Here is a 17,703-nt window from a genome sequence, read left to right on the forward strand (position 1 = left end):
AGGGGCGGCACCCTAGCGCGCCAGCTTCCCCTCCGCATGCTCGTTAAAGTAATAAAGGTGCGTATTGTCCGGCGCCTCGCTGACGCCCTCGCCGCTCGGACGGAATTCGATATGGCGCTGGAATTTTTCGCTGTCGGCCCGCGCATTGCGCTCTGCAGCCTGCAGCGCCTCGGCATAGGGCATCGGGTCCTTGGTTTTCTCGATTTCCAGCAGCAAGGTCTGTTCGTTGACCCGCACGCTGTACTTGCCGAGATGGAACAGCAGGTACATCGCCAGCAGGTTGTCATAGTCCTGGTACGCACCGGCCTCGCGGCGGAAGTCGAGCGACAGCACTGACGGAAAGCGGTCGGGCAGGTCCTTGAAGGCGATCTTTTCTTCCTCTTGCGGATCGACATAGGTCGAGCCGCGGTACTTCTTGTACAGCACCACATCCATGCCGTAGTGGCGCTGGCCCCATTCCCGGATCAGCTTCATCGCCATCTCGGTCGGGATATTGGCGGTGGCTGCCGCGACCAGCCGCTGCGCAGACAACAGCGTCGCTCCGGTCACCTCCAGGTTGCGGTAGCCGGCGCCATACTTGAAAGCGGCGCCGATGGTCTTGGCGCAGTTCAGGCGCAGGTAGTCATAGCGGATCGGGCCGTGATGATATTCGGTGTTGCTGCGCTGCTGGTGATAGTCGTCGTTGATGCGGCGGAAATAGGCCGCCAGCGCCGCCTTGTCCGCCGCCGGCACGCCGTACACCCGCACCCCGATGACCGAGCGCTTGTAGATCTCGCCGAAGTCGAGCCCGAACGATGCGGTCGCGGCGACCGTCGATACGGTCTTGAACAGGTATTCCTGCTTGGGGATGGAGACCATCAGGTCGGTGGTGTAGCGGCCGCTCGCGTGCGCGGGGTCGCGGTCGGCGTAGAAGTTGGCCGAGTACACCCTCTCTTCGCCCGCCGCATCGTCACGCAGCGCCAGCGCGATATGGCCGGCCGATCCGCCCTTGGAGGTGCCGAAGCTGATCAGCAGTTCCATGTCATAGAGGTCTTCGCGCAGGCGTGACGCGATCTGTTCGAGATTGGCCGGTTCCGGCCCGCCCTTGCTGCCGAATTCGGTGGCCAGTGCCAACCGCGGCAAGAGCAAGACCATCGCGACGAACCACAGCACCAGCCTCGTTCTCATTATTTCCCCCGATTTCTGGATGTCCCCGGGCATGACCAATGACATGCCGACGATACCATGTGGCCCGTCGCCCCTCGCTCGCCTGCCCCAGCGATCCGGTACAATCCCCCACTTTCGAGGACGACCTCGCCCGCACCGGGTATGAATGTCCGGGACGGCCCGGCTCTTGATCAAGGAGCCATCATGGCTTGGATATATCTCGTCATCGCCGGAGTGCTCGAAGTCCTTTGGGCGTACTCCATGAAGCTGTCCGAGGGGTTTTCGCGCCCCGGCTACTCGGCCATCACCATCGTGGCCATGATTGCCAGCTTCGCCCTGCTCTCGCTTTCAATGAAAAGCCTGCCGCTCGGCACGGCCTATACCATCTGGACCGGCATCGGCGCCGTGGGCGCGTTTCTGGTGGGGCTGTTCGTGCTGGGCGAACCGGCCAGCGCAGTCAGAATCCTGGCGGCCGGGCTGATCGTCAGCGGGCTGGTGATGATGAAGATGGCTTCCTGAAGCTTCGGCATGCGTTGGCCTGCGCCGGGCTGCTGAATCCCGCGCCGCGGCTGCCCTGGCCGCTCGTTTAGAATGCCTCGCACGCGCCGCGATTCCGGACGGATCCGGCGCGTTGCCTTGTCATTCACACCGTGCGCAATGAATGCTCCCCTGGAACTCGTCGGAAACCATCCGTCGGTCGCCGCCCTGCGCGACCTGGTCGCGCGCGTGGCAAGAAGCCAGGCGCGTACCGTCCTGCTCTACGGTGAAACCGGCACCGGCAAGAGCCTGGTGGCACGCCTGCTGCACCAGCAGTCCAGCCGCGCGGACGCGGAGTTCATCGACATCAATTGCGCGGCAATCCCGGGGCAATTGCTGGAGTCGGAGTTGTTCGGCCATGAACGCGGCGCGTTCACCGGCGCGGTGGGCAAGAAGGAAGGGCTGATCGAGGCCGGCAATGGCGGCACGGTGTTCCTGGATGAGGTGCGGGAGCTCGACCTGGTGATGCAGTCCAAGCTGCTGACGCTGCTGGATGCCCGGCGCTTCCGTCGCGTCGGTGCAATCCGGCCGATCAGTGTCGACGTGCGCTTTATCGCCGCCACCAACAAGATCCTGCTCAGCGAGGTCAATGCCGGCAAGTTCCGCGAGGACCTGTACTACCGGCTGCAGGTCATCTCGATCAATATCCCGCCCTTGCGCGAACGCGGCGACGACATCCTGCTGCTCGCGCACAACGCGCTGCAGCGCTACAACCGCCAGTACGGCAGCCGCATGGAGCGGCTCGACCCGGAAGTCGAACGCATCTTCCGCGCCTACCGCTGGCCCGGCAATGTGCGCGAACTGGAGAACCTGCTGGAGCGGATCTGCCTGCTCGAGCCGGGCCACTGCGTGTTGCCGGCCCACCTGCCGGCGCGCATCCTGCGCGAGATGAATCTGGCCGCGGCGGCTCCGGCCGACCCGATGCCCCTGACCGCTGCGCCGGCCGGCCCGCTGGATTACCACGCCGCCACGGCGCAGTTCCAGGCGGGGTTGATCGAACAGGCCCTGGCGGCCTGCGGCGGCAATCTCGCCGAGGCCGCACGCCGGCTTGGGCTGAGCCGCCATGCGCTGCGCCACCAGATGAGCAAGCTCGGATTTCCCGCCGGCTGACGCGGCGCGTACTTCGCGCAATGGCGTGGAATTCACGCCGACCAGGCGCGTGAAGATCGCGCACCAACCCATCCCATTGTCACAAGCCTTTGATCTTCAAAGGAAATTTCAGCATCGCCCGGCTGGCACAGCTTCTGCGTATTCGGTGTCGCGTGACTCGCTCTAACGAAGCGACACCTAACCGGAGAATGTTGAATGCAGTCGCTGAAGATCATTTGCCCCAATGGCCATCTCGGCTTTGCCCCGCTGCGCACGGGCAGTTTCGAGATCGGCGTGGCCGCCGGACCGCACTACATCGCGGCCGATTCGGGCAGCGATGATGTCGGGCCGGTGCCGCTTGGCTCGGATACCTCGACCAGCCCCGAAGCGTGGCAGCGCCACGATCTCGAGCACATGCTGCTGGCCTCGCGGCGGCTGGGCGTGCCGATGATCATCGGTTCAGCCGGCGATACCGGCACCAACAGCCGCGTCGACCGCTATGTCGAGATCCTGCGCGAGCTCGCGCAACGGCACCGCCTGCCGCGGTTTCGCATCGGCTACTTCTATTCCGAAGTACCGAAGTCGCTGGTGCGGGACCAAATGGGCGCGGGGGAAACCATCCGCGGCCTCGATGGCTTTGCCGACCTGACCTTGTCCGAACTCGACGCCACCGACCGCATCGTCGCCATGGCTGGCGTCCACCCATACCTGGAACTGCTGCGCCAGGGCGTCGACGTGATCGTCGGCGGCCGCAGCTCCGATGCCGCGGTGTTCGCCGCGCCGGCGCTGCACCACGGCTTTGCCGCCGACCATGCCTACTATCTGGGCAAGGTGCTGGAGTGCGCCTCGTTCTGCGCGGAGCCGTACGGCGGCAAGGAAACCGTGCTGGGCGAAATCACCCGCGACGATGTCCGCGTCACGGCCATGCATCCCGAGCAGCGCTGCACCATTGCCTCGGTGGCCGGGCATGCGATGTACGAGCGCTCCAATCCGTTCGAGGAATTCGTCGCCGGCGGCAGGCTCGACATGAGCCAGTGCCGCTACGAACAGCTCGATCCGCGCACCACCCGCATCACCGGCGCACGCTTCGAACCCGCGCCGCAGGTGCGCGTCAAGCTGGAGGGCTCGGGCAAGGTCGGCGAGCGCTACGTGGGCCTGTGCGGCATCCGCGACCCGTACACCATCGCCAACGTCGACCGCGTCATTGCCTGGGCGCGCGAACAGGTGCGCGCGCGCTTCGGCGACACCGATTATTCGCTGCACTACAACGTATATGGACGGGACGGAGTGATGGGCGAACTGGAACCGCTGCGCGACCGCCCCGGCCACGAGCTTTGCGTGATGGTGCAGGGCGTCGCGCCCACGCGCGAGATGGCGGAGGAAGTCGCGATGATCGGCCTGCGCCAGATGTTCTACGCGCGGCTGCCGGATGTGAAGGGCACCGCCGGCTCGGTGTCGTTCCCGCTGGACGAGGTACTGCACGCCAGCCCCGCCTATCGCTGGACGCTGAACCATACGATGGCAGTGCGCGATCCGCTCGCGCTGTTCCCCACCCATGTCGTCGAAGCCGGCGTTTGATGCGCCCCGTTGCCAAGGAAGCCACCATGACCATTGCCAGCCAACCATCGCCCTACCCGGCCGCCGCCCCCACCGCGGCATCGACGCAGCCGCTGCACGCGCTCGCCAAGACCATCCGCAGCAAGAACGCCGGCGTCAACAAGATTACCTTCGACATCATTTTCCGCGAGCAAGCCGAATATGAACGAGTCAAGCGCTCCCGCGTGCTGACCCGCGAAAGCATGGCCGCGCTGTTCGGCGTGCCGGTCTCGCGCATTTCGGATTTCGTCGAATACGAGCCGGCCTTCGCCATCAAGTTCACCATGTACCGCGCGCAGCCCAGCGGCAGTGCGGGCGATGGCGATATCTTCGGCGCGCAGCAATATGCGCCGCTGCTGACGCTGGAGATTCCCGCCTGATCTTTCCGCGCGGCCCGCCGTGGCCCGGATGGTCCGGGCCGCGCGCCGGCCGCTTCCGCAGCGTTGCCGCGCTGCTGCAACACGACGATTTCGGAACGACGTATGGACAAGACCTGTTTCAAGCGCATCTTGCACCGGCTTGCATGCCGCCTGCCCGTAGCGGTGGCCGCGGCGGCGATGGCCGCCTCCCCGCTGTCCGCCACCGCTGCGCCGCCCGATCATGCGGCCTCGGTCCCGCCGCTGATGCGGATCGTGGTGCCGTTCTCGGCGGGCGCCAGCAATGACGTGATCGCGCGCGCCATCGCACCCTCACTGGCCAAGCGCCTCGGCAACACCGTGATCGTGGAGAACCGCCCCGGTGTGGCGGGCGTGCTGGGCGCCGACTACGTGGCCAAGGGGCCGCGCGACGGCTCCGTGCTGCTGCTGACGTCGTCGACCTTCCTGACCGCTGCCGCCACGCAGGCGCGCTCGCCGTATGACCCGCTGACCGCGTTCGCGCCGGTGGCGCTGGTGGCCGACGGTCCGCTGCTTCTGGCGGTATCGTCCAGCAGCGCGGCATCCCGCTCGATCCGCACGCCGGCCGATCTTGTCGCCGCGGCGCGCGCCCGGCCTGGGGCGATCAGCTACGGCTCGGCCGGGGTCGGCTCGCTCGGCCAGCTCGCCACCGAACTGCTGTGCGACACCTCGAAGGTCCAGATGATGCACGTGCCGTACAAGGGCGCGGCCAACGCGCTGATCGACCTGGCCGCCGGGCAGATCGACGTGATGATGTCGAACTACAGCTCGATCGCCACGCAGATCAAGTCCGGCAAGGTCAGGCCGCTGGCCGTGACCTCGGCGGCGCCGAACCCCGCGTTTCCGGACTTGCCGCCACTGGCCGCGTCGGTGCCGGGCTATGGCATCGAGATCTGGGTCGGCGTGCTGGCGCCGGCGGGCGCGCCGGCCGCGCTGGTGCAGCGGCTCAATCGCGAGATTGCCGAAATCGCCGCGTCGCCGGAAGTGCGCGCGATCCTCGAGCCGGACGGCTCGCGCCCGCTGGCCGCGACGCCTGCGGAGTTCGGCGCGCGCATGAAGCAGGACCTCGCGCAGTGGAAGCGCATCGCCGTGGAACGCAAGATCATCGCGGAATAGGCTCTGCCGCCACGCCCTGCACCGCCTGGCTTACGGGGGTAGAATCTGCGCCTCACACCGTCGAAGGCCGCCCGGTCCGCATGCCGGCCGGATCGCGGGCCTTCTGCCGTTTCGGAGGACCCCGTGCTGCGCGCGTTCGAACGTCTGCTTGATCCCTTCCCGCCCGACGAGGCACCGCCGCCGCCCAAGGGCCTGGCGGCCTTCCTGTGGGCCTGCACCCGCGGTACCCGCCGCTACTTCGTCGCGCTGGCGCTGCTGAGCGCCGGCGTGTCGATCTACGAAGCCTGGCTGTTCTCCTTCCTCGGGCAAGTGGTGGATCTGCTGGCGGCGTGGCAGGGCAACCGCGAAGCTTCGGCACAGGAGCAGCGCGTGCTGTGGGGGATCGGCATCGTGCTGGTCACCAGCATCGGCCTGGTGGCACTGCGCACCATGGTGCAGCATCAGGTGCTGGCGATCAACCTGCCGCTGCGGCTGCGCTGGGATTTCCACCGGTTGATGCTCAGGCAGAGCCTGTCCTTCTTCTCCGATGAATTTGCCGGACGGGTCACCACCAAGGTCATGCAGACCGCGCTGGCGGTGCGCGAGGTGCTGTTCACCTTTATCGAGATCGTGCTCGCCATCGGCGTGTACTTCATCACCATCATCGCGCTGGCGGGCGGCTTCGATTTCCGGCTGATGCTGCCCTTCATCGGCTGGATCGTGCTGTTCGGCCTGGCCATGCTGTATTTCGTGCCGCGGCTGGGCAAGGTCGGGCAGGAGCAGGCGCATGCGCGCTCGTCGATGACCGGCCGCGTCACCGACGCCTACACCAACATCACCACGGTCAAGCTGTTCTCGCACACCAGGCGCGAGGCGCACTTCGCGCGCGCGGCGATGGAGGATTTCAAGGAGACGGGGTTCCGGCAGATGCGCCTCGTCAGCCAGTTCGAGATCGTCAACCAGGCTTTGGTGGTGGCGCTGATCCTGGCGGCGGGCGGCTATGCGCTGTGGCTGTGGCATCGCGCCGAGATCGGCACCGGCGCGGTGGCCGCGGTCACCGCCATGGCGCTGCGCATCAACGGCATGTCGCACTGGATCATGTGGCAGATGGCTTCGTTGTTCGAGAACATCGGCACGGTGCAGGACGGCATTGCCACGCTGACGCATGTGGCCAAGGTGCAGGACGCGCCCGGCGCGCCGGCGCTGCAGATCCGGCGCGGCGAAGTGGAATTCGACCAGGTCAGCTTCAATTACAACGGCGAACGGCAGGTGCTCGACGGCCTCAGCCTGACCGTGCGTCCCGGCGAGAAGATCGGGCTGGTGGGCCGCTCCGGCGCGGGCAAGTCCACGCTGATCAACCTGCTGCTGCGTTTCTATGACGTGGACAGCGGACGTATCCGCATCGACGGGCAGGACATCGCCACGGTGACGCAGGACAGCCTGCGCAGCGCCATCGGCATGGTCACGCAGGACACCTCGCTGCTGCATCGCTCGATCCGCGACAACATCGCCTACGGCCGCCCCAACGCCACCGATGCGGAGATCCGCCACGCCGCGGTGCACGCCCAGGCCGATGACTTTATCCGCCAGCTGAGCGACCAGCATGGCCACACCGGCTACGACACGCTGGTCGGCGAACGCGGCGTCAAGCTCTCGGGCGGCCAGCGCCAGCGCATCGCGATTGCGCGCGTGATGTTGAAGAACGCGCCCATCCTGCTGCTGGACGAAGCCACCAGCGCGCTCGATTCGGAAGTCGAGGCCGCGATCCAGGAAAGCCTCGACGAAATGATGGAGGGCAAGACCGTGATCGCGATCGCCCACCGCCTCTCCACCATCGCCGCGATGGACCGCCTGATCGTGATGGACCAGGGCCGCATCATCGAACAGGGCACGCACGCCGAACTGCTGGCGAAGAACGGCACCTATGCGCGGCTGTGGCGGCACCAGAGCGGCGGCTTTTTGGGTGAAGAGCAGGATGAGGTGCCGGAGTCGGTGCAGTAGCGCGGCGGGCGATCGTCAGGCACGGACAAGCCCCCATCCGGCCAATTCAAAAGAGCTGGCGCCGGCCATCATAGTCAAGAACGATCCGGTTCATCGCGCCCAGCAGCGCCTGCTCCCCGCCGCCAAGCGCCTGCTCGATCGAGCGCATATAGCCCAGCAGCTGCGCCTGGGCGGCATTGGCTACCTCGGTGGTAATTCCCTCGTCGTCATGCAGGATCACATACGACCGCGCGAAACCGTAGACCAGGAAGTACGCGGCGGCGTGGTCCGGATCGGCGGACATCAGCGCCAGCGATTGCTCCTTGACCTTGAGGAATGCGTCCGTCCCCGGCACGCTGCTGGCAAACTGCTCTGTAACCGTCTTGAAGTCCATGGATAGTCTCTCAGGGGGAAAAAACGAACCGCTCAGACCTGCTGCAGCATGCGCCGCAAAAGTCCGGCACCATCGGGGCCCTTGTAGGCGCGTTGCCAGAGTGCCTCGACCATGTTGGTGTAAAGCGATACCGCTTCCGGCGCGGCCGTGACCGAGGCGATGCCCGCCGAAATGTTGGGAAACTCGCCGAAGCGGAACGGACTGATGGCCACATACGAGCCGCTTGGCCGCTCGAAGATCTGGAACGTTGCGTGGGGCATGCTCTCGTTGACGATGCCGATCTGCATCCCCGCGTGCTGCTGTTCCAGCAACACCGCGATGCGCTCCACTTCCGCGCGCGCCGCCAGCGATCGCTCCATGCGGGTCGCGGGAGGCAGGTCCATCCTGCCGACCAGCCCGAAATGGACGAACCGCTCAAGCTCGCGCAATCCGATCAGGCTGATGATGGGCGCCGGGTGCGATGCATACGATTCCTTGCGCTCCCGCAGCAAGGCCATGATGGCCTGGATGCGGCCGTCGTCGTTGTCGCCGCTCTCCCTGAGCATCTGCTCCAGATAGCGGTCATAGTCCGGCGAGGTCAGCAGGAACGATATCGGCTCGAAGTGGGCAAGGATCCGGGTGGCGCCTTGTTCGAGCTGGCGCATGCGCTCGATGTAGGCGATGGCTGACGGGTAGTATTCCGTGCCCGCGCCGAGCAGCGATTCCAGCGAGGTATCGAGGATGCCGGCCAGGCGCTCGAGCGTCTCGATCTTGACGATCTCGCCCTTCTCCATGCGATAGACCGCTGCGCGGGAAATGCCCAGCACCTCGGCAATCTGCTCGGCACGCAGTTGCGCACCGAGCCGATAGGCACGCAGCCGCGCGCCCAGCGCCTCGAAGTCGATCCCGCCGGTTCCGCTGGCGCGACGTTCCATGTCTGTCTCAATAATTAGATTTTCGCCACTATAGCACGGTGCCCGCGCCGTGCACATCCATTGCCGGTGCTGCTAGGGAAAAACCCGGAAACGCCCGAAAAACGCTTGCCATGCCGCGCCAGGCCGCATAGTCTAAAAAAAAAGATTTTCACCAGTGCTACGCAATGCATTCGTGCCGTCCTCCACGAATGCAGCGGCGTAGTGCTTTTTAAGAGGCATACAGTCTAAAAATGGAGACAGCATGACAAGCCAGCCCCTGACCCAACCCGTAACAGCGACGGAGGCGCCGACTTCGCCGTACGCATGGAAAGCCCTGGCCGGCTCCGCCATCGGCTACGCCATGGACGGGTTCGACCTTCTGATCCTGGGCTTCATGCTGCCGGCGATCAGTGCCTCGCTGCTGCTGACCACCAGCCAGTCCGGCGCGCTGGTCACGTGGACACTGGTCGGGGCCGTGGCCGGCGGCATCATCTTCGGCGCGTTGAGCGACCGCTATGGCCGCGTCAGGGTGCTGACGTGGACCATCGTCTTGTTCGCGGCATTCACCGGCATGTGCGCGCTGGCCCAGGGCTTCTGGGACCTGCTGATCTACCGCACCATTGCCGGCATCGGTCTCGGCGGCGAGTTCGGCATCGGCATGGCGCTGGCCGCCGAGGCGTGGCCGGCCAGCAAGCGCGCGCGCGTATCGTCCTATGTCGCGCTGGGCTGGCAGGCGGGCGTGCTGATGGCGGCGCTGCTGACGCCGTTGCTGCTGCCGCTGGTGGGTTGGCGCGGCATGTTCGTGATCGGGGTGCTGCCGGCGCTGGTGGCCTGGTTCATCCGCAACCGGCTGCACGAGCCCGAAGTGTTCGTGCGCAGCGCACGCACGGAGAACAAGCCCAATGCATTCCGGTTGCTGGTCGCGGATGGCAAGACCACCCGTACCAGCCTTGGCATCGTGATCCTGTGCTCGGTCCAGAACTTCGGCTACTACGGCATCATGATCTGGCTGCCGACCTACCTGTCCAAGACCCTTGGCTTCTCGCTGACCAAGTCGGCGTTGTGGACCTCGGTGACCATCGTCGGCATGATGATCGGCGTCTATGTCTTTGGCCACCTGGCGGACCGCATCGGCCGCAAGCCGACTTTCCTGATGTTCCAGGCGGGCGCGGTGGCCATGGTGCTGACCTATGCCAGGCTGTCCGATCCCATGACCATGCTGTGGGCCGGCGCCGTCATGGGCATGTTCGTCAACGGCATGATCGGCGGCTATGGCGCGCTGATTTCCGAAGCGTATCCGACCGCGGCCCGGGCCACCGCACAGAACGTGCTGTTCAACATCGGGCGCGCCGTCGGCGGGCTGGGGCCGATCGTAGTCGGCGCCATCGCCGCTGCGTACTCGTTCCAGCTGGCAATCGCCCTGCTGGCGAGCATCTACGTGATCGACATGATCGCCACCCTCTTCCTGATCCCCGAACTGAAGGGCGTGGAACTGGAATAAGGCCGGAACCACGCACCAGCCATTCCCGCGCTGCGCCGTCCGGCGCAGCGCCATCCTCTGGAGTCATCACCATGTGTGCCACCGTGTGTAGCGCGGATTCCGCGGCTACCGTAGCCTCCTATCGCTGTCGAATCGTTGAGCATTACTGGGTCAACCAGCGCTACAAGTACATCCGGCTCGAATCGAAGGCCCCGATCGCTGCGATGACCCGGCCGGGACAGTTCTACCAGCTCAGCTGTCCCACTACCGCCGATGCCCAGCCCTTCCTGCTGCGGCCGATGAGCGTCTATGGCGCCGGCCCGGAAAGCGGGCGCATCGAGTTTCTCTACAACGTCACCGGCGTTGGCACGCGCGCGATGGCCACGCTCCCGGTCGATGGCCATCTGGACATCGTCGGTCCGCTTGGCAACACGTTTACGTTCGAGCCCTCGTTCCGGCGCATTCTGGTGGTCGCGCGCGGCGTCGGGCTGGCGACGATGGCGCCGCTGGTACGCCAGGCCGCCGACGCCGGCACCGCCATCACCGCGATCATGTCGGCGCGCACCGCAGGCGACCTGATGGAAAAGGAGTTCCTGCGCGGCGCCAGCGCGCAGGTGCACGCCGTGTTCGATGCCGACGGCACTTCCTCGGTCGAGGCGGTCGAGGCCCTGGTCCGCCGCCTGATCGACACGCAACGGCCCGATGCGGTCTACACCTGCGGCTCGCATCGCCTGCTGATGCTGCTGCAGCGCGTCCTGCAGGACCACCCTGGCGTCCAGGGCGAGGTCGCGATGGAGCAGCGCATGGCGTGCGGCATGGGCGTGTGCCTGTCGTGCGTGCGGCTGTTCGATTGCGACGGCGACAAGCAATTCCTGCGCGTCTGCCGCGAAGGTCCGGTTTTCAAGATTCGTGAGGTGGTGGGGGAGGTGGAATTTGGCTGATCTGACTGTCCGGGTTGGCGACCTGACGTTGCGCAACCCCGTGATGCCCGCATCCGGCTGCTTCGCCATCGAGTACCGCGAGGCGATGGATCTCGACCGCCTGGGCGCGCTGGTCATCAAGAGCGTCTCGCCCAAGTCTCGGGCGGGCAACCCCACCCCGCGCGTGGCAGAGACCTTCAGCGGAATGCTGAATTCGATCGGCATTCCCAGCAAGGGGCTCGACTACTACCGCAAGGAAGTCCTGCCCGCCTATACGCAATACGACACGCCCGTCGTGGTATCGATTTCCGCCGATACGGCCGAAGAGTTCGGCTCCGCCTGCGAACAGATGTCGCTGCCGGAAGTCGCCGTGATCGAGGCCAATATCTCCTGCCCCAATCTGGAAGCCGACGGCATGGCCTTTGCCATGTTGCCCGAGACCACCTACAGGGCTGTCTCAGCGATCCGGCGCCGCACCCGGCACCCGTTCTGGGTCAAGCTGACGCCCAACGCGGGCAATATCGCGGCGGTCGCGCGCGCCGCCGAGGAAGCCGGTGCCGATGCGATCGTGATGGGCAACACCGTGCTCGGCATGGCGATCGATATCCGCACGCGCCAGCCCAAGCTTGGCAATGTCATGGGAGGCCTGTCCGGGCCGGCGATCAAGCCGATTGCCTTGCGGCTGGTGCACCAGTGCTATCGCGCCGTGCGCATCCCCATCATCGGCTGCGGCGGCATCCAGAGCGCCGAGGACGCGATCGAGTTCATGCTGGCGGGGGCGTCGGCGGTCCAGGTCGGCACCGCCTCGTTCCGGGACCCCGGCATCATGCAGAAGATCATCGCCGGGCTCGATGCTTACTGCGACCAAGCCGGCATCGCATCGGTCCGCGACCTGACCGGGCAGGTGATCCTCGATCGCCAGCTCAGCGACCGCTGGCTGCGCTTCGCGCAGCAGTCGGGTTGAGCAAGGGGACATGCCCATGGATATCCTGGAACTCAAGCCGCTGGCGGACCAATTGTTCGCCGACATCGGCGCGCTGACGTTCGACGGCGTCGGCATTACCCGCGACAGCTATGGTGCCGGCGAATCGGCCGCGGCCGACTACCTGCGGCGCTTTGCCGGGCAGCACGGGCTGGACGTGCAGTGCGATCGCGCGGCCAACCTCGTGTTCGCGCTGCCCGATGAAGGCGCGCATGCGCCGGCCGCGTGGGTCGGCTCGCATGTCGATTCTGTGCCGCAAGGCGGCAACTTCGACGGCCTGGCGGGAATCGTTGCCGGCCTGCTATGCCTGATCGCACGCAAGGCACAGGGCGGATCCGGCGCCGCGCCGCTGCGCGTGATCGCCTTCCGTGGCGAGGAAAGCGCGTGGTTCGGCAAGGCCTACCTGGGATCTGGCGCCGCGCTGGGCAAGCTTGGCCCCGACGACCTGGCACTGAAGCACCGCAGTTCGGGCAAGACGCTTGCCGATTGCATGGCCGCGGTCGGCGCCGACGTCGAGGCCATTGCGGCGCAACAACCCTTGTTCGACCGCGCGGCAGCCGCGGCATACCTGGAACTGCATATTGAACAGGGCCCGGTGATGGTGGCCCGCAAGCTGCCGCTGGCGGTGGTGCCGGGCATTCGCGGGAACATCCGCCACAACCGCATTGCCTGCCTTGGCGAACCTGGCCATTCCGGCGCGGTGCCGCGCTGGCTGCGCAAGGATGCGATGTTCGCCGTGGCCGAGTTGATCACGCGGCTCGACGAACACTGGAAGGTGCTGCTCGAGCGCGGCACGGACCTCGTCGTGACCACGGGTGTGGTGTCCACCGACCCCGCGGAGCATTCCATTTCACGGATTCCCGGCAAGGTTGAATTCAGCTTCGAGATGCGCAGCAAGAGCGTGGACACGCTGGAAGGCTTCTACCAGTTGCTGCGCACGGAGTGCAAGGCCATCAGCCGCGACCGCGGCGTGCATTTCGAGTTCGACCGCCGTATCGAATCGGCACCGGCGACGATGGACCCGGCGCTGTCGGACCTGCTGCGCGGCGCGTGCGCCGGCGCCGGCGTCCCGATGGAAATGGTGCCGAGCGGCGCCGGGCACGACGCCGCGCTGTTTGCCAATGCCGGCATCCCCACCGCCATGCTCTTTGTCCGCAACGAGCACGGCTCGCACAACCCGGAAGAAGCGATGGACCTGGACGATTTCATGCTCGGCACCCAGGTCATGTATCGGGCACTCGAAGGCATCCGCGCCGGGAGGCAGCCATGACCGTGCAGACCCTGACCATCCGCCGCCCGGACGACTGGCACCTGCACCTGCGCGACGGCGACCTGCTGCGCGCGGTGCTGCCGGCGTCGGCCAGCCAGTCCGGCCGCGCCGTGGTGATGCCCAACCTGAAACCGCCGGTTACCACCGCGGAAGCGGCCATCGCCTATCGTGAACGTATCGTTGGCGCATTGCCGCCGGGATCCGCCTTCACGCCGCTGATGACCTGCTACCTGTGCGACACCACCGCCGCAGCGGAGATCCGCGCCGGTTTCGACGCCGGTGCCTTTGCCGCCGCAAAGCTGTATCCCGCCGGCGCGACCACCCATTCCGAGTACGGCGTGACCTCGATCGACCGCATAGCGGACGTGCTGGCGGTCATGCAGGACATCGGCATGCCGCTGCTGATCCACGGCGAAAGCACCGATCCTGCGGTCGATGTCTTCGATCGCGAAGCCGCGTTCCTGCAGGCCACGTTGCGGCCACTGCTGGCGCGCTATCCGCGCCTGAAGGTGGTGCTGGAACATATCACCACCGCCGAAGCGGCCGATTTCGTCCTTTGCGACATCAGCGGCAGGCTGGCCGCCACCATCACGCCGCAGCACCTGATGTTCAACCGCAATGCCATGTTCGCGGGCGGCATCCGGCCGCACTACTACTGCCTGCCGGTCTTGAAGCGCGAGCGGCACCGGCTGGCGCTGCGCCGCGCCGCGACCTCGGGCTCGCCGGCATTCTTTCTCGGCACCGACTCGGCACCGCACGACACGCAAGCCAAGCAATCCGCCTGCGGTTGTGCAGGGATCTTCAGCGCGCCGGTCGCGTTGCAGGCCTACCTGACCGTGTTCGAAGAGGAGCACGCGCTGGATCGCTTCGAAGCCTTCGCCAGCGACAACGGCGCGCGCTTCTACGGCATGCCCCCGAACCAGGACACGATCACGTTCCACCGCAGCCCCATGCAGGTGCCAGAACAGCTCGAACTGCCGGACGGCCGGCGCATCCGGCAGTTCCTCGCCGGCGAGACCCTGCCCTGGACGCTGGCCTAGCCGACGCCAACCCTCATCGGATCGCATCATCATGACCAATACCTATCGCACCGAAGCCGACCTGCTCGGCGAACGCCAGGTGCCGGCCGACGCCTACTACGGCGTCCACACGCTGCGGGCCTGGGAGAACTTCCAGATCAGCGGCACGCCCATCTCGTCGTGGCCCGAGCTGATCATTGCGCTGGCATCGGTCAAGCAGGCTGCGGCCGAGGCCAACGCTGAGCTTGGCCTGCTGCCTGCAAACCAGCGCGACGCCATCCTGGCCGCGTGCCATGACGTGCGCGAGGGCATGCTGCACGACCAGTTCATCGTCGACACGATCCAGGGCGGAGCCGGCACGTCGACTAACATGAATGCCAACGAGGTGATCTGCAACCGGGCACTCGAGCACATGGGGCACGGCAAGGGCGAATACCGCTTCCTGCATCCCAACGAGCACGTCAACATGGCGCAGAGCACCAATGACGTCTATCCGACCGCGCTGCGCATTGCCACGTACTTTGCCATCGAGCACCTGCTCGAAGCGATGGAAGTCCTGCGCGCGGCGTTCGAACGCAAGTCGACCGAGTTCGCCGGCCTGCTCAAGCTCGGCCGCACCCAGTTGCAGGATGCGGTGCCGATGACGCTGGGGCAGGAGTTCTCCACCTACGCGGTCATGCTCGAAGAAGACATGGCGCGCCTGCGCGAAACCGCCTTGCTGATCCGCGAGATCAATCTGGGCGCCACCGCGATCGGCACCGGCATCACCGCGCACCCTGACTATGCGCCGAAGGCCTTGTCCGCGCTGCGCCGCATCACCGGCATCAACCTGTGCCTCGCGCCCAACCTGGTCGAAGCCACGCAGGATTGCGGCGCCTTCGTGCAGATCTCCGGTGTGCTCAAGCGCATCGCCGTCAAGCTGTCCAAGACCTGCAACGACCTGCGGCTGCTGTCGAGCGGGCCGCGCGCCGGCTTTGGCGAGATCAACCTGCCGCCGATGCAGGCGGGCTCGTCGATCATGCCGGGCAAGGTCAACCCCGTCATTCCCGAGGTGGTCAATCAGATCGCCTTCGAAGTGTTCGGCAACGACACCACCATCACCTTTGCCGCCGAGGCCGGCCAGTTGCAGCTCAACGCCTTCGAGCCGGTGATTGCCGCCAGCCTGCTCCGCAGTTTCCGCCACCTGACCAATGGCTGCCTGACGCTGGCGTACAAGTGCGTCGACGGCATTACCGCCAACCCCGAACGCCTGCGCGAGACCATCGAGCGCTCAATCGCACTGGTCACGGCGCTCAATCCGGTGATCGGCTACAAGAACGCGACCTCGGTCGCCGCCGAGGCCCATGCCAAAGGCACCACCATCCGAGAAGTGGTGCTGGCACGCGGCCTGATGACTGCCGAGGCGCTCGACGACGCATTGCGCCCGGAATCCCTGATCCGGCCGCGTGCCGACACGCCGGGCGGCAAGCCATGAACGGCAGGCACGGCCAGTACGGCGGCGGCGCCGCGTAGCCCCTAGCAACAGATCCTTTGCCGGCCGCTCGCCCGTCATCACGGGCGGTGGCCCCCTTTTGCCCAAAATTCTCTCAAACCCCGACATGGACGACGCCTTCAGGCAAAGCGCCCTCGCGTACCACCGCACCCCGACACCCGGCAAGATCGCCGTCACGCCGACCAAGCCCCTCGGCAACCAGCACGACCTGGCGCTGGCCTATTCGCCTGGCGTCGCCGCCGCCTGCGAGGCCATCCACGCCGAGCCCATGGACGCCCGGCACTACACCGCCCGCAACAACCTTGTCGGCGTGATCACCAACGGCACGGCGGTGCTGGGACTGGGCAACCTCGGGCCGCTCGCCGCCAAGCCCGTCATGGAAGGCAAGGCCTGCCTGTTCAAGCTGTTCGCGGATATCGATGTCTTCGACCTGGAGCTGGCGGAGACCGACCCCGGCAAGCTGGTCGATGCCATCGCGATGCTGGAGCCCACCTTCGGCGGCATCAACCTCGAAGACATCAAGGCCCCGGAGTGCTTCCACGTCGAACAGGCCCTGCGCCAGCGGATGCAGATCCCGGTGTTCCACGACGACCAGCATGGCACCGCGATCATCGCCGCCGCGGCAATCCTGAACGGCCTCAAGGTGGCCGGCAAGGCGATCGACCGCGTCAGGCTGGTGTGCTCCGGGGCCGGTGCCGCCGCGCTGGCGTGCCTGGACCTGCTGGTCAGCCTTGGACTGCCGCGCGGCCACATCGCCGTGCTCGATTCGCGCGGCGTCATCCTGGCGGACCGGCCAGCGCTCGATCCCAGCAAGCGCCGCTTCGCGCAGGATCCCGCCATCTGCGCGGCACGAACCCTCGGCGAGGCACTGGAAGGCGCCGACGTGTTCCTGGGCTGCTCCAGTGCGGGGGTGCTCGAGCCTGCCATGCTGCGCGGCATGCGCGAACGGCCGCTGATCCTGGCGCTGGCCAACCCCGAACCGGAAATCCGCCCGGAAGCGGCGCGCCAGGCGCGGCCGGACTGCCTGGTCGCGACCGGCCGCTCCGACTATCCCAACCAGGTCAACAACGTGCTGTGCTTCCCGTTCATTTTCCGGGGCGCGCTCGACGTGGGTGCGACCACGATCACCGAATCGATGAAGCTGGCCTGCGTACACGCGTTGGCCGCACTGGCCGAAGAAGCGCCCGGGCCCGAAGTTGCGGCCGCCTACCCCGGCAGGTCGCTGGCATTCGGACCCGACTACCTGATTCCTACGCCATTCGATCCGCGCCTGATCACCCGCCTGGCCCCGGCAGTGGCCCAGGCGGCCGCCGATGCCGGCGTGGCGCGACGCCCGATCGCAGACATGGCGGCCTATCGCGCGCAGCTCGCGGCGCGCCGCCGGCAAGTTTTTCCACGCCACACCAACTGAAAAC

At 66.4% G+C, this 17,703-nt stretch carries 15 protein-coding genes and 1 pseudogene; 13 read left to right on the forward strand and 3 right to left on the reverse strand.

Annotation, left to right across the window (positions count from 1 at the left end; all coding sequences use genetic code 11):
- Nucleotides 1–12: 12 nt before the first annotated feature.
- On the reverse strand, nucleotides 13–1,167 hold the full coding sequence (locus A2G96_RS28765) for a hypothetical protein (RefSeq protein WP_231909683.1): 1,155 nt from the start codon (nucleotides 1,165–1,167) through the stop codon (nucleotides 13–15).
- A gap of 183 nt (nucleotides 1,168–1,350) precedes the next feature.
- Between A2G96_RS28765 and A2G96_RS28770 the strand changes: the two genes are divergently transcribed.
- The 6 genes from A2G96_RS28770 to A2G96_RS28795 all read left to right on the forward strand — a co-directional run bounded on the left by A2G96_RS28770 (nucleotide 1,351) and on the right by A2G96_RS28795 (nucleotide 7,859).
- On the forward strand, nucleotides 1,351–1,665 hold the full coding sequence (locus A2G96_RS28770) for a DMT family transporter (RefSeq protein ID WP_062803546.1): 315 nt from the start codon (nucleotides 1,351–1,353) through the stop codon (nucleotides 1,663–1,665).
- Between the two features lie 138 nt (nucleotides 1,666–1,803).
- Nucleotides 1,804–2,793 carry a sigma-54 interaction domain-containing protein gene (locus A2G96_RS28775; protein WP_062803547.1) on the forward strand — a complete coding sequence of 330 codons (990 nt, stop codon included), beginning with the start codon at nucleotides 1,804–1,806 and terminating at the stop codon, nucleotides 2,791–2,793.
- A gap of 195 nt (nucleotides 2,794–2,988) precedes the next feature.
- Nucleotides 2,989–4,350 carry an acyclic terpene utilization AtuA family protein gene (locus A2G96_RS28780; RefSeq protein ID WP_062803548.1) on the forward strand — a complete coding sequence of 454 codons (1,362 nt, stop codon included), beginning with the start codon at nucleotides 2,989–2,991 and terminating at the stop codon, nucleotides 4,348–4,350.
- A 26-nt stretch (nucleotides 4,351–4,376) separates the two neighbouring features.
- Nucleotides 4,377–4,748, forward strand: coding sequence for a DUF4387 domain-containing protein (locus A2G96_RS28785; RefSeq protein WP_062804188.1), 372 nt, complete (start codon nucleotides 4,377–4,379; stop codon nucleotides 4,746–4,748).
- A gap of 102 nt (nucleotides 4,749–4,850) precedes the next feature.
- Nucleotides 4,851–5,879 (forward strand): tripartite tricarboxylate transporter substrate-binding protein, encoded by a 1,029-nt coding sequence (locus A2G96_RS28790; RefSeq protein ID WP_062803549.1) that lies wholly within the window; start codon nucleotides 4,851–4,853, stop codon nucleotides 5,877–5,879.
- 123 nt (nucleotides 5,880–6,002) lie between these two features.
- Nucleotides 6,003–7,859 (forward strand): ABC transporter ATP-binding protein, encoded by a 1,857-nt coding sequence (locus tag A2G96_RS28795; RefSeq protein ID WP_062803550.1) that lies wholly within the window; start codon nucleotides 6,003–6,005, stop codon nucleotides 7,857–7,859.
- Nucleotides 7,860–7,905: 46 nt separating this feature from the next.
- Here A2G96_RS28795 and A2G96_RS28800 read toward each other — a convergent pair whose 3' ends face one another.
- Both A2G96_RS28800 and A2G96_RS28805 read right to left on the reverse strand, forming a co-directional pair.
- Entirely contained in the window at nucleotides 7,906–8,232 is a 327-nt protein-coding gene (locus A2G96_RS28800) for a hypothetical protein (RefSeq protein ID WP_062803551.1), read from the reverse strand.
- Nucleotides 8,233–8,264: 32 nt separating this feature from the next.
- A complete protein-coding gene (locus A2G96_RS28805; protein ID WP_062803552.1) occupies nucleotides 8,265–9,146 on the reverse strand; it encodes a helix-turn-helix domain-containing protein in 882 nt (293 codons plus the stop codon).
- A gap of 241 nt (nucleotides 9,147–9,387) precedes the next feature.
- On the opposite strand from A2G96_RS28805, the gene A2G96_RS28810 reads away from it, so the two are divergent.
- The 7 genes and pseudogenes from A2G96_RS28810 to A2G96_RS28840 form a co-directional block, all read left to right on the forward strand.
- The gene (locus A2G96_RS28810) at nucleotides 9,388–10,626 is read left to right on the forward strand and encodes an MFS transporter (protein WP_062803553.1); all 1,239 of its coding nucleotides are present in this window, start codon (nucleotides 9,388–9,390) and stop codon (nucleotides 10,624–10,626) included.
- 71 nt (nucleotides 10,627–10,697) lie between these two features.
- Nucleotides 10,698–11,546: a dihydroorotate dehydrogenase electron transfer subunit gene (locus A2G96_RS28815; protein ID WP_062803554.1), complete on the forward strand. Its 849-nt coding sequence runs from the start codon at nucleotides 10,698–10,700 to the stop codon at nucleotides 11,544–11,546.
- Entirely contained in the window at nucleotides 11,539–12,489 is a 951-nt protein-coding gene (locus tag A2G96_RS28820; protein ID WP_062803555.1) for a dihydroorotate dehydrogenase, read from the forward strand. The genes A2G96_RS28815 and A2G96_RS28820 overlap by 8 nt, the downstream gene beginning before the upstream one ends.
- A gap of 16 nt (nucleotides 12,490–12,505) precedes the next feature.
- The gene (locus A2G96_RS28825; RefSeq protein WP_062804189.1) at nucleotides 12,506–13,777 is read left to right on the forward strand and encodes a hydantoinase/carbamoylase family amidase; all 1,272 of its coding nucleotides are present in this window, start codon (nucleotides 12,506–12,508) and stop codon (nucleotides 13,775–13,777) included.
- Entirely contained in the window at nucleotides 13,774–14,817 is a 1,044-nt protein-coding gene (gene pyrC / locus A2G96_RS28830) for a dihydroorotase (protein WP_062803556.1), read from the forward strand. The genes A2G96_RS28825 and pyrC overlap by 4 nt, the downstream gene beginning before the upstream one ends.
- Before the next feature lie 31 nt (nucleotides 14,818–14,848).
- Nucleotides 14,849–16,270, forward strand: a complete 1,422-nt coding sequence (gene aspA, locus A2G96_RS28835; RefSeq protein WP_062803557.1) for an aspartate ammonia-lyase — start codon at nucleotides 14,849–14,851, stop codon at nucleotides 16,268–16,270.
- Between the two features lie 124 nt (nucleotides 16,271–16,394).
- Nucleotides 16,395–17,657: pseudogene (locus A2G96_RS28840) on the forward strand (malic enzyme-like NAD(P)-binding protein); the annotation flags it as partial.
- Between the last annotated feature and the right edge of the window lie 46 nt (nucleotides 17,658–17,703).

This window comes from Cupriavidus nantongensis (assembly GCF_001598055.1).
In the GTDB taxonomy this organism is placed as follows: domain Bacteria; phylum Pseudomonadota; class Gammaproteobacteria; order Burkholderiales; family Burkholderiaceae; genus Cupriavidus; species Cupriavidus nantongensis.

What these genes read in the sequence shown, in the direction of transcription:
- A2G96_RS28765 (WP_231909683.1), bottom strand. Translation starts at nt 1,167, where the DNA reads ATGAGAACGAGGCTGGTGCTGTGGTTCGTCGCGATGGTCTTGCTCTTG.
- A2G96_RS28770 (WP_062803546.1), top strand. Translation starts at nt 1,351, where the DNA reads ATGGCTTGGATATATCTCGTCATCGCCGGAGTGCTCGAAGTCCTTTGG.
- A2G96_RS28775 (WP_062803547.1), top strand. Translation starts at nt 1,804, where the DNA reads ATGAATGCTCCCCTGGAACTCGTCGGAAACCATCCGTCGGTCGCCGCC.
- A2G96_RS28780 (WP_062803548.1), top strand. Translation starts at nt 2,989, where the DNA reads ATGCAGTCGCTGAAGATCATTTGCCCCAATGGCCATCTCGGCTTTGCC.
- A2G96_RS28785 (WP_062804188.1), top strand. Translation starts at nt 4,377, where the DNA reads ATGACCATTGCCAGCCAACCATCGCCCTACCCGGCCGCCGCCCCCACC.
- A2G96_RS28790 (WP_062803549.1), top strand. Translation starts at nt 4,851, where the DNA reads ATGGACAAGACCTGTTTCAAGCGCATCTTGCACCGGCTTGCATGCCGC.
- A2G96_RS28800 (WP_062803551.1), bottom strand. Translation starts at nt 8,232, where the DNA reads ATGGACTTCAAGACGGTTACAGAGCAGTTTGCCAGCAGCGTGCCGGGG.
- A2G96_RS28805 (WP_062803552.1), bottom strand. Translation starts at nt 9,146, where the DNA reads ATGGAACGTCGCGCCAGCGGAACCGGCGGGATCGACTTCGAGGCGCTG.
- A2G96_RS28810 (WP_062803553.1), top strand. Translation starts at nt 9,388, where the DNA reads ATGACAAGCCAGCCCCTGACCCAACCCGTAACAGCGACGGAGGCGCCG.
- A2G96_RS28815 (WP_062803554.1), top strand. Translation starts at nt 10,698, where the DNA reads ATGTGTGCCACCGTGTGTAGCGCGGATTCCGCGGCTACCGTAGCCTCC.
- A2G96_RS28825 (WP_062804189.1), top strand. Translation starts at nt 12,506, where the DNA reads ATGGATATCCTGGAACTCAAGCCGCTGGCGGACCAATTGTTCGCCGAC.
- pyrC (WP_062803556.1), top strand. Translation starts at nt 13,774, where the DNA reads ATGACCGTGCAGACCCTGACCATCCGCCGCCCGGACGACTGGCACCTG.
- aspA (WP_062803557.1), top strand. Translation starts at nt 14,849, where the DNA reads ATGACCAATACCTATCGCACCGAAGCCGACCTGCTCGGCGAACGCCAG.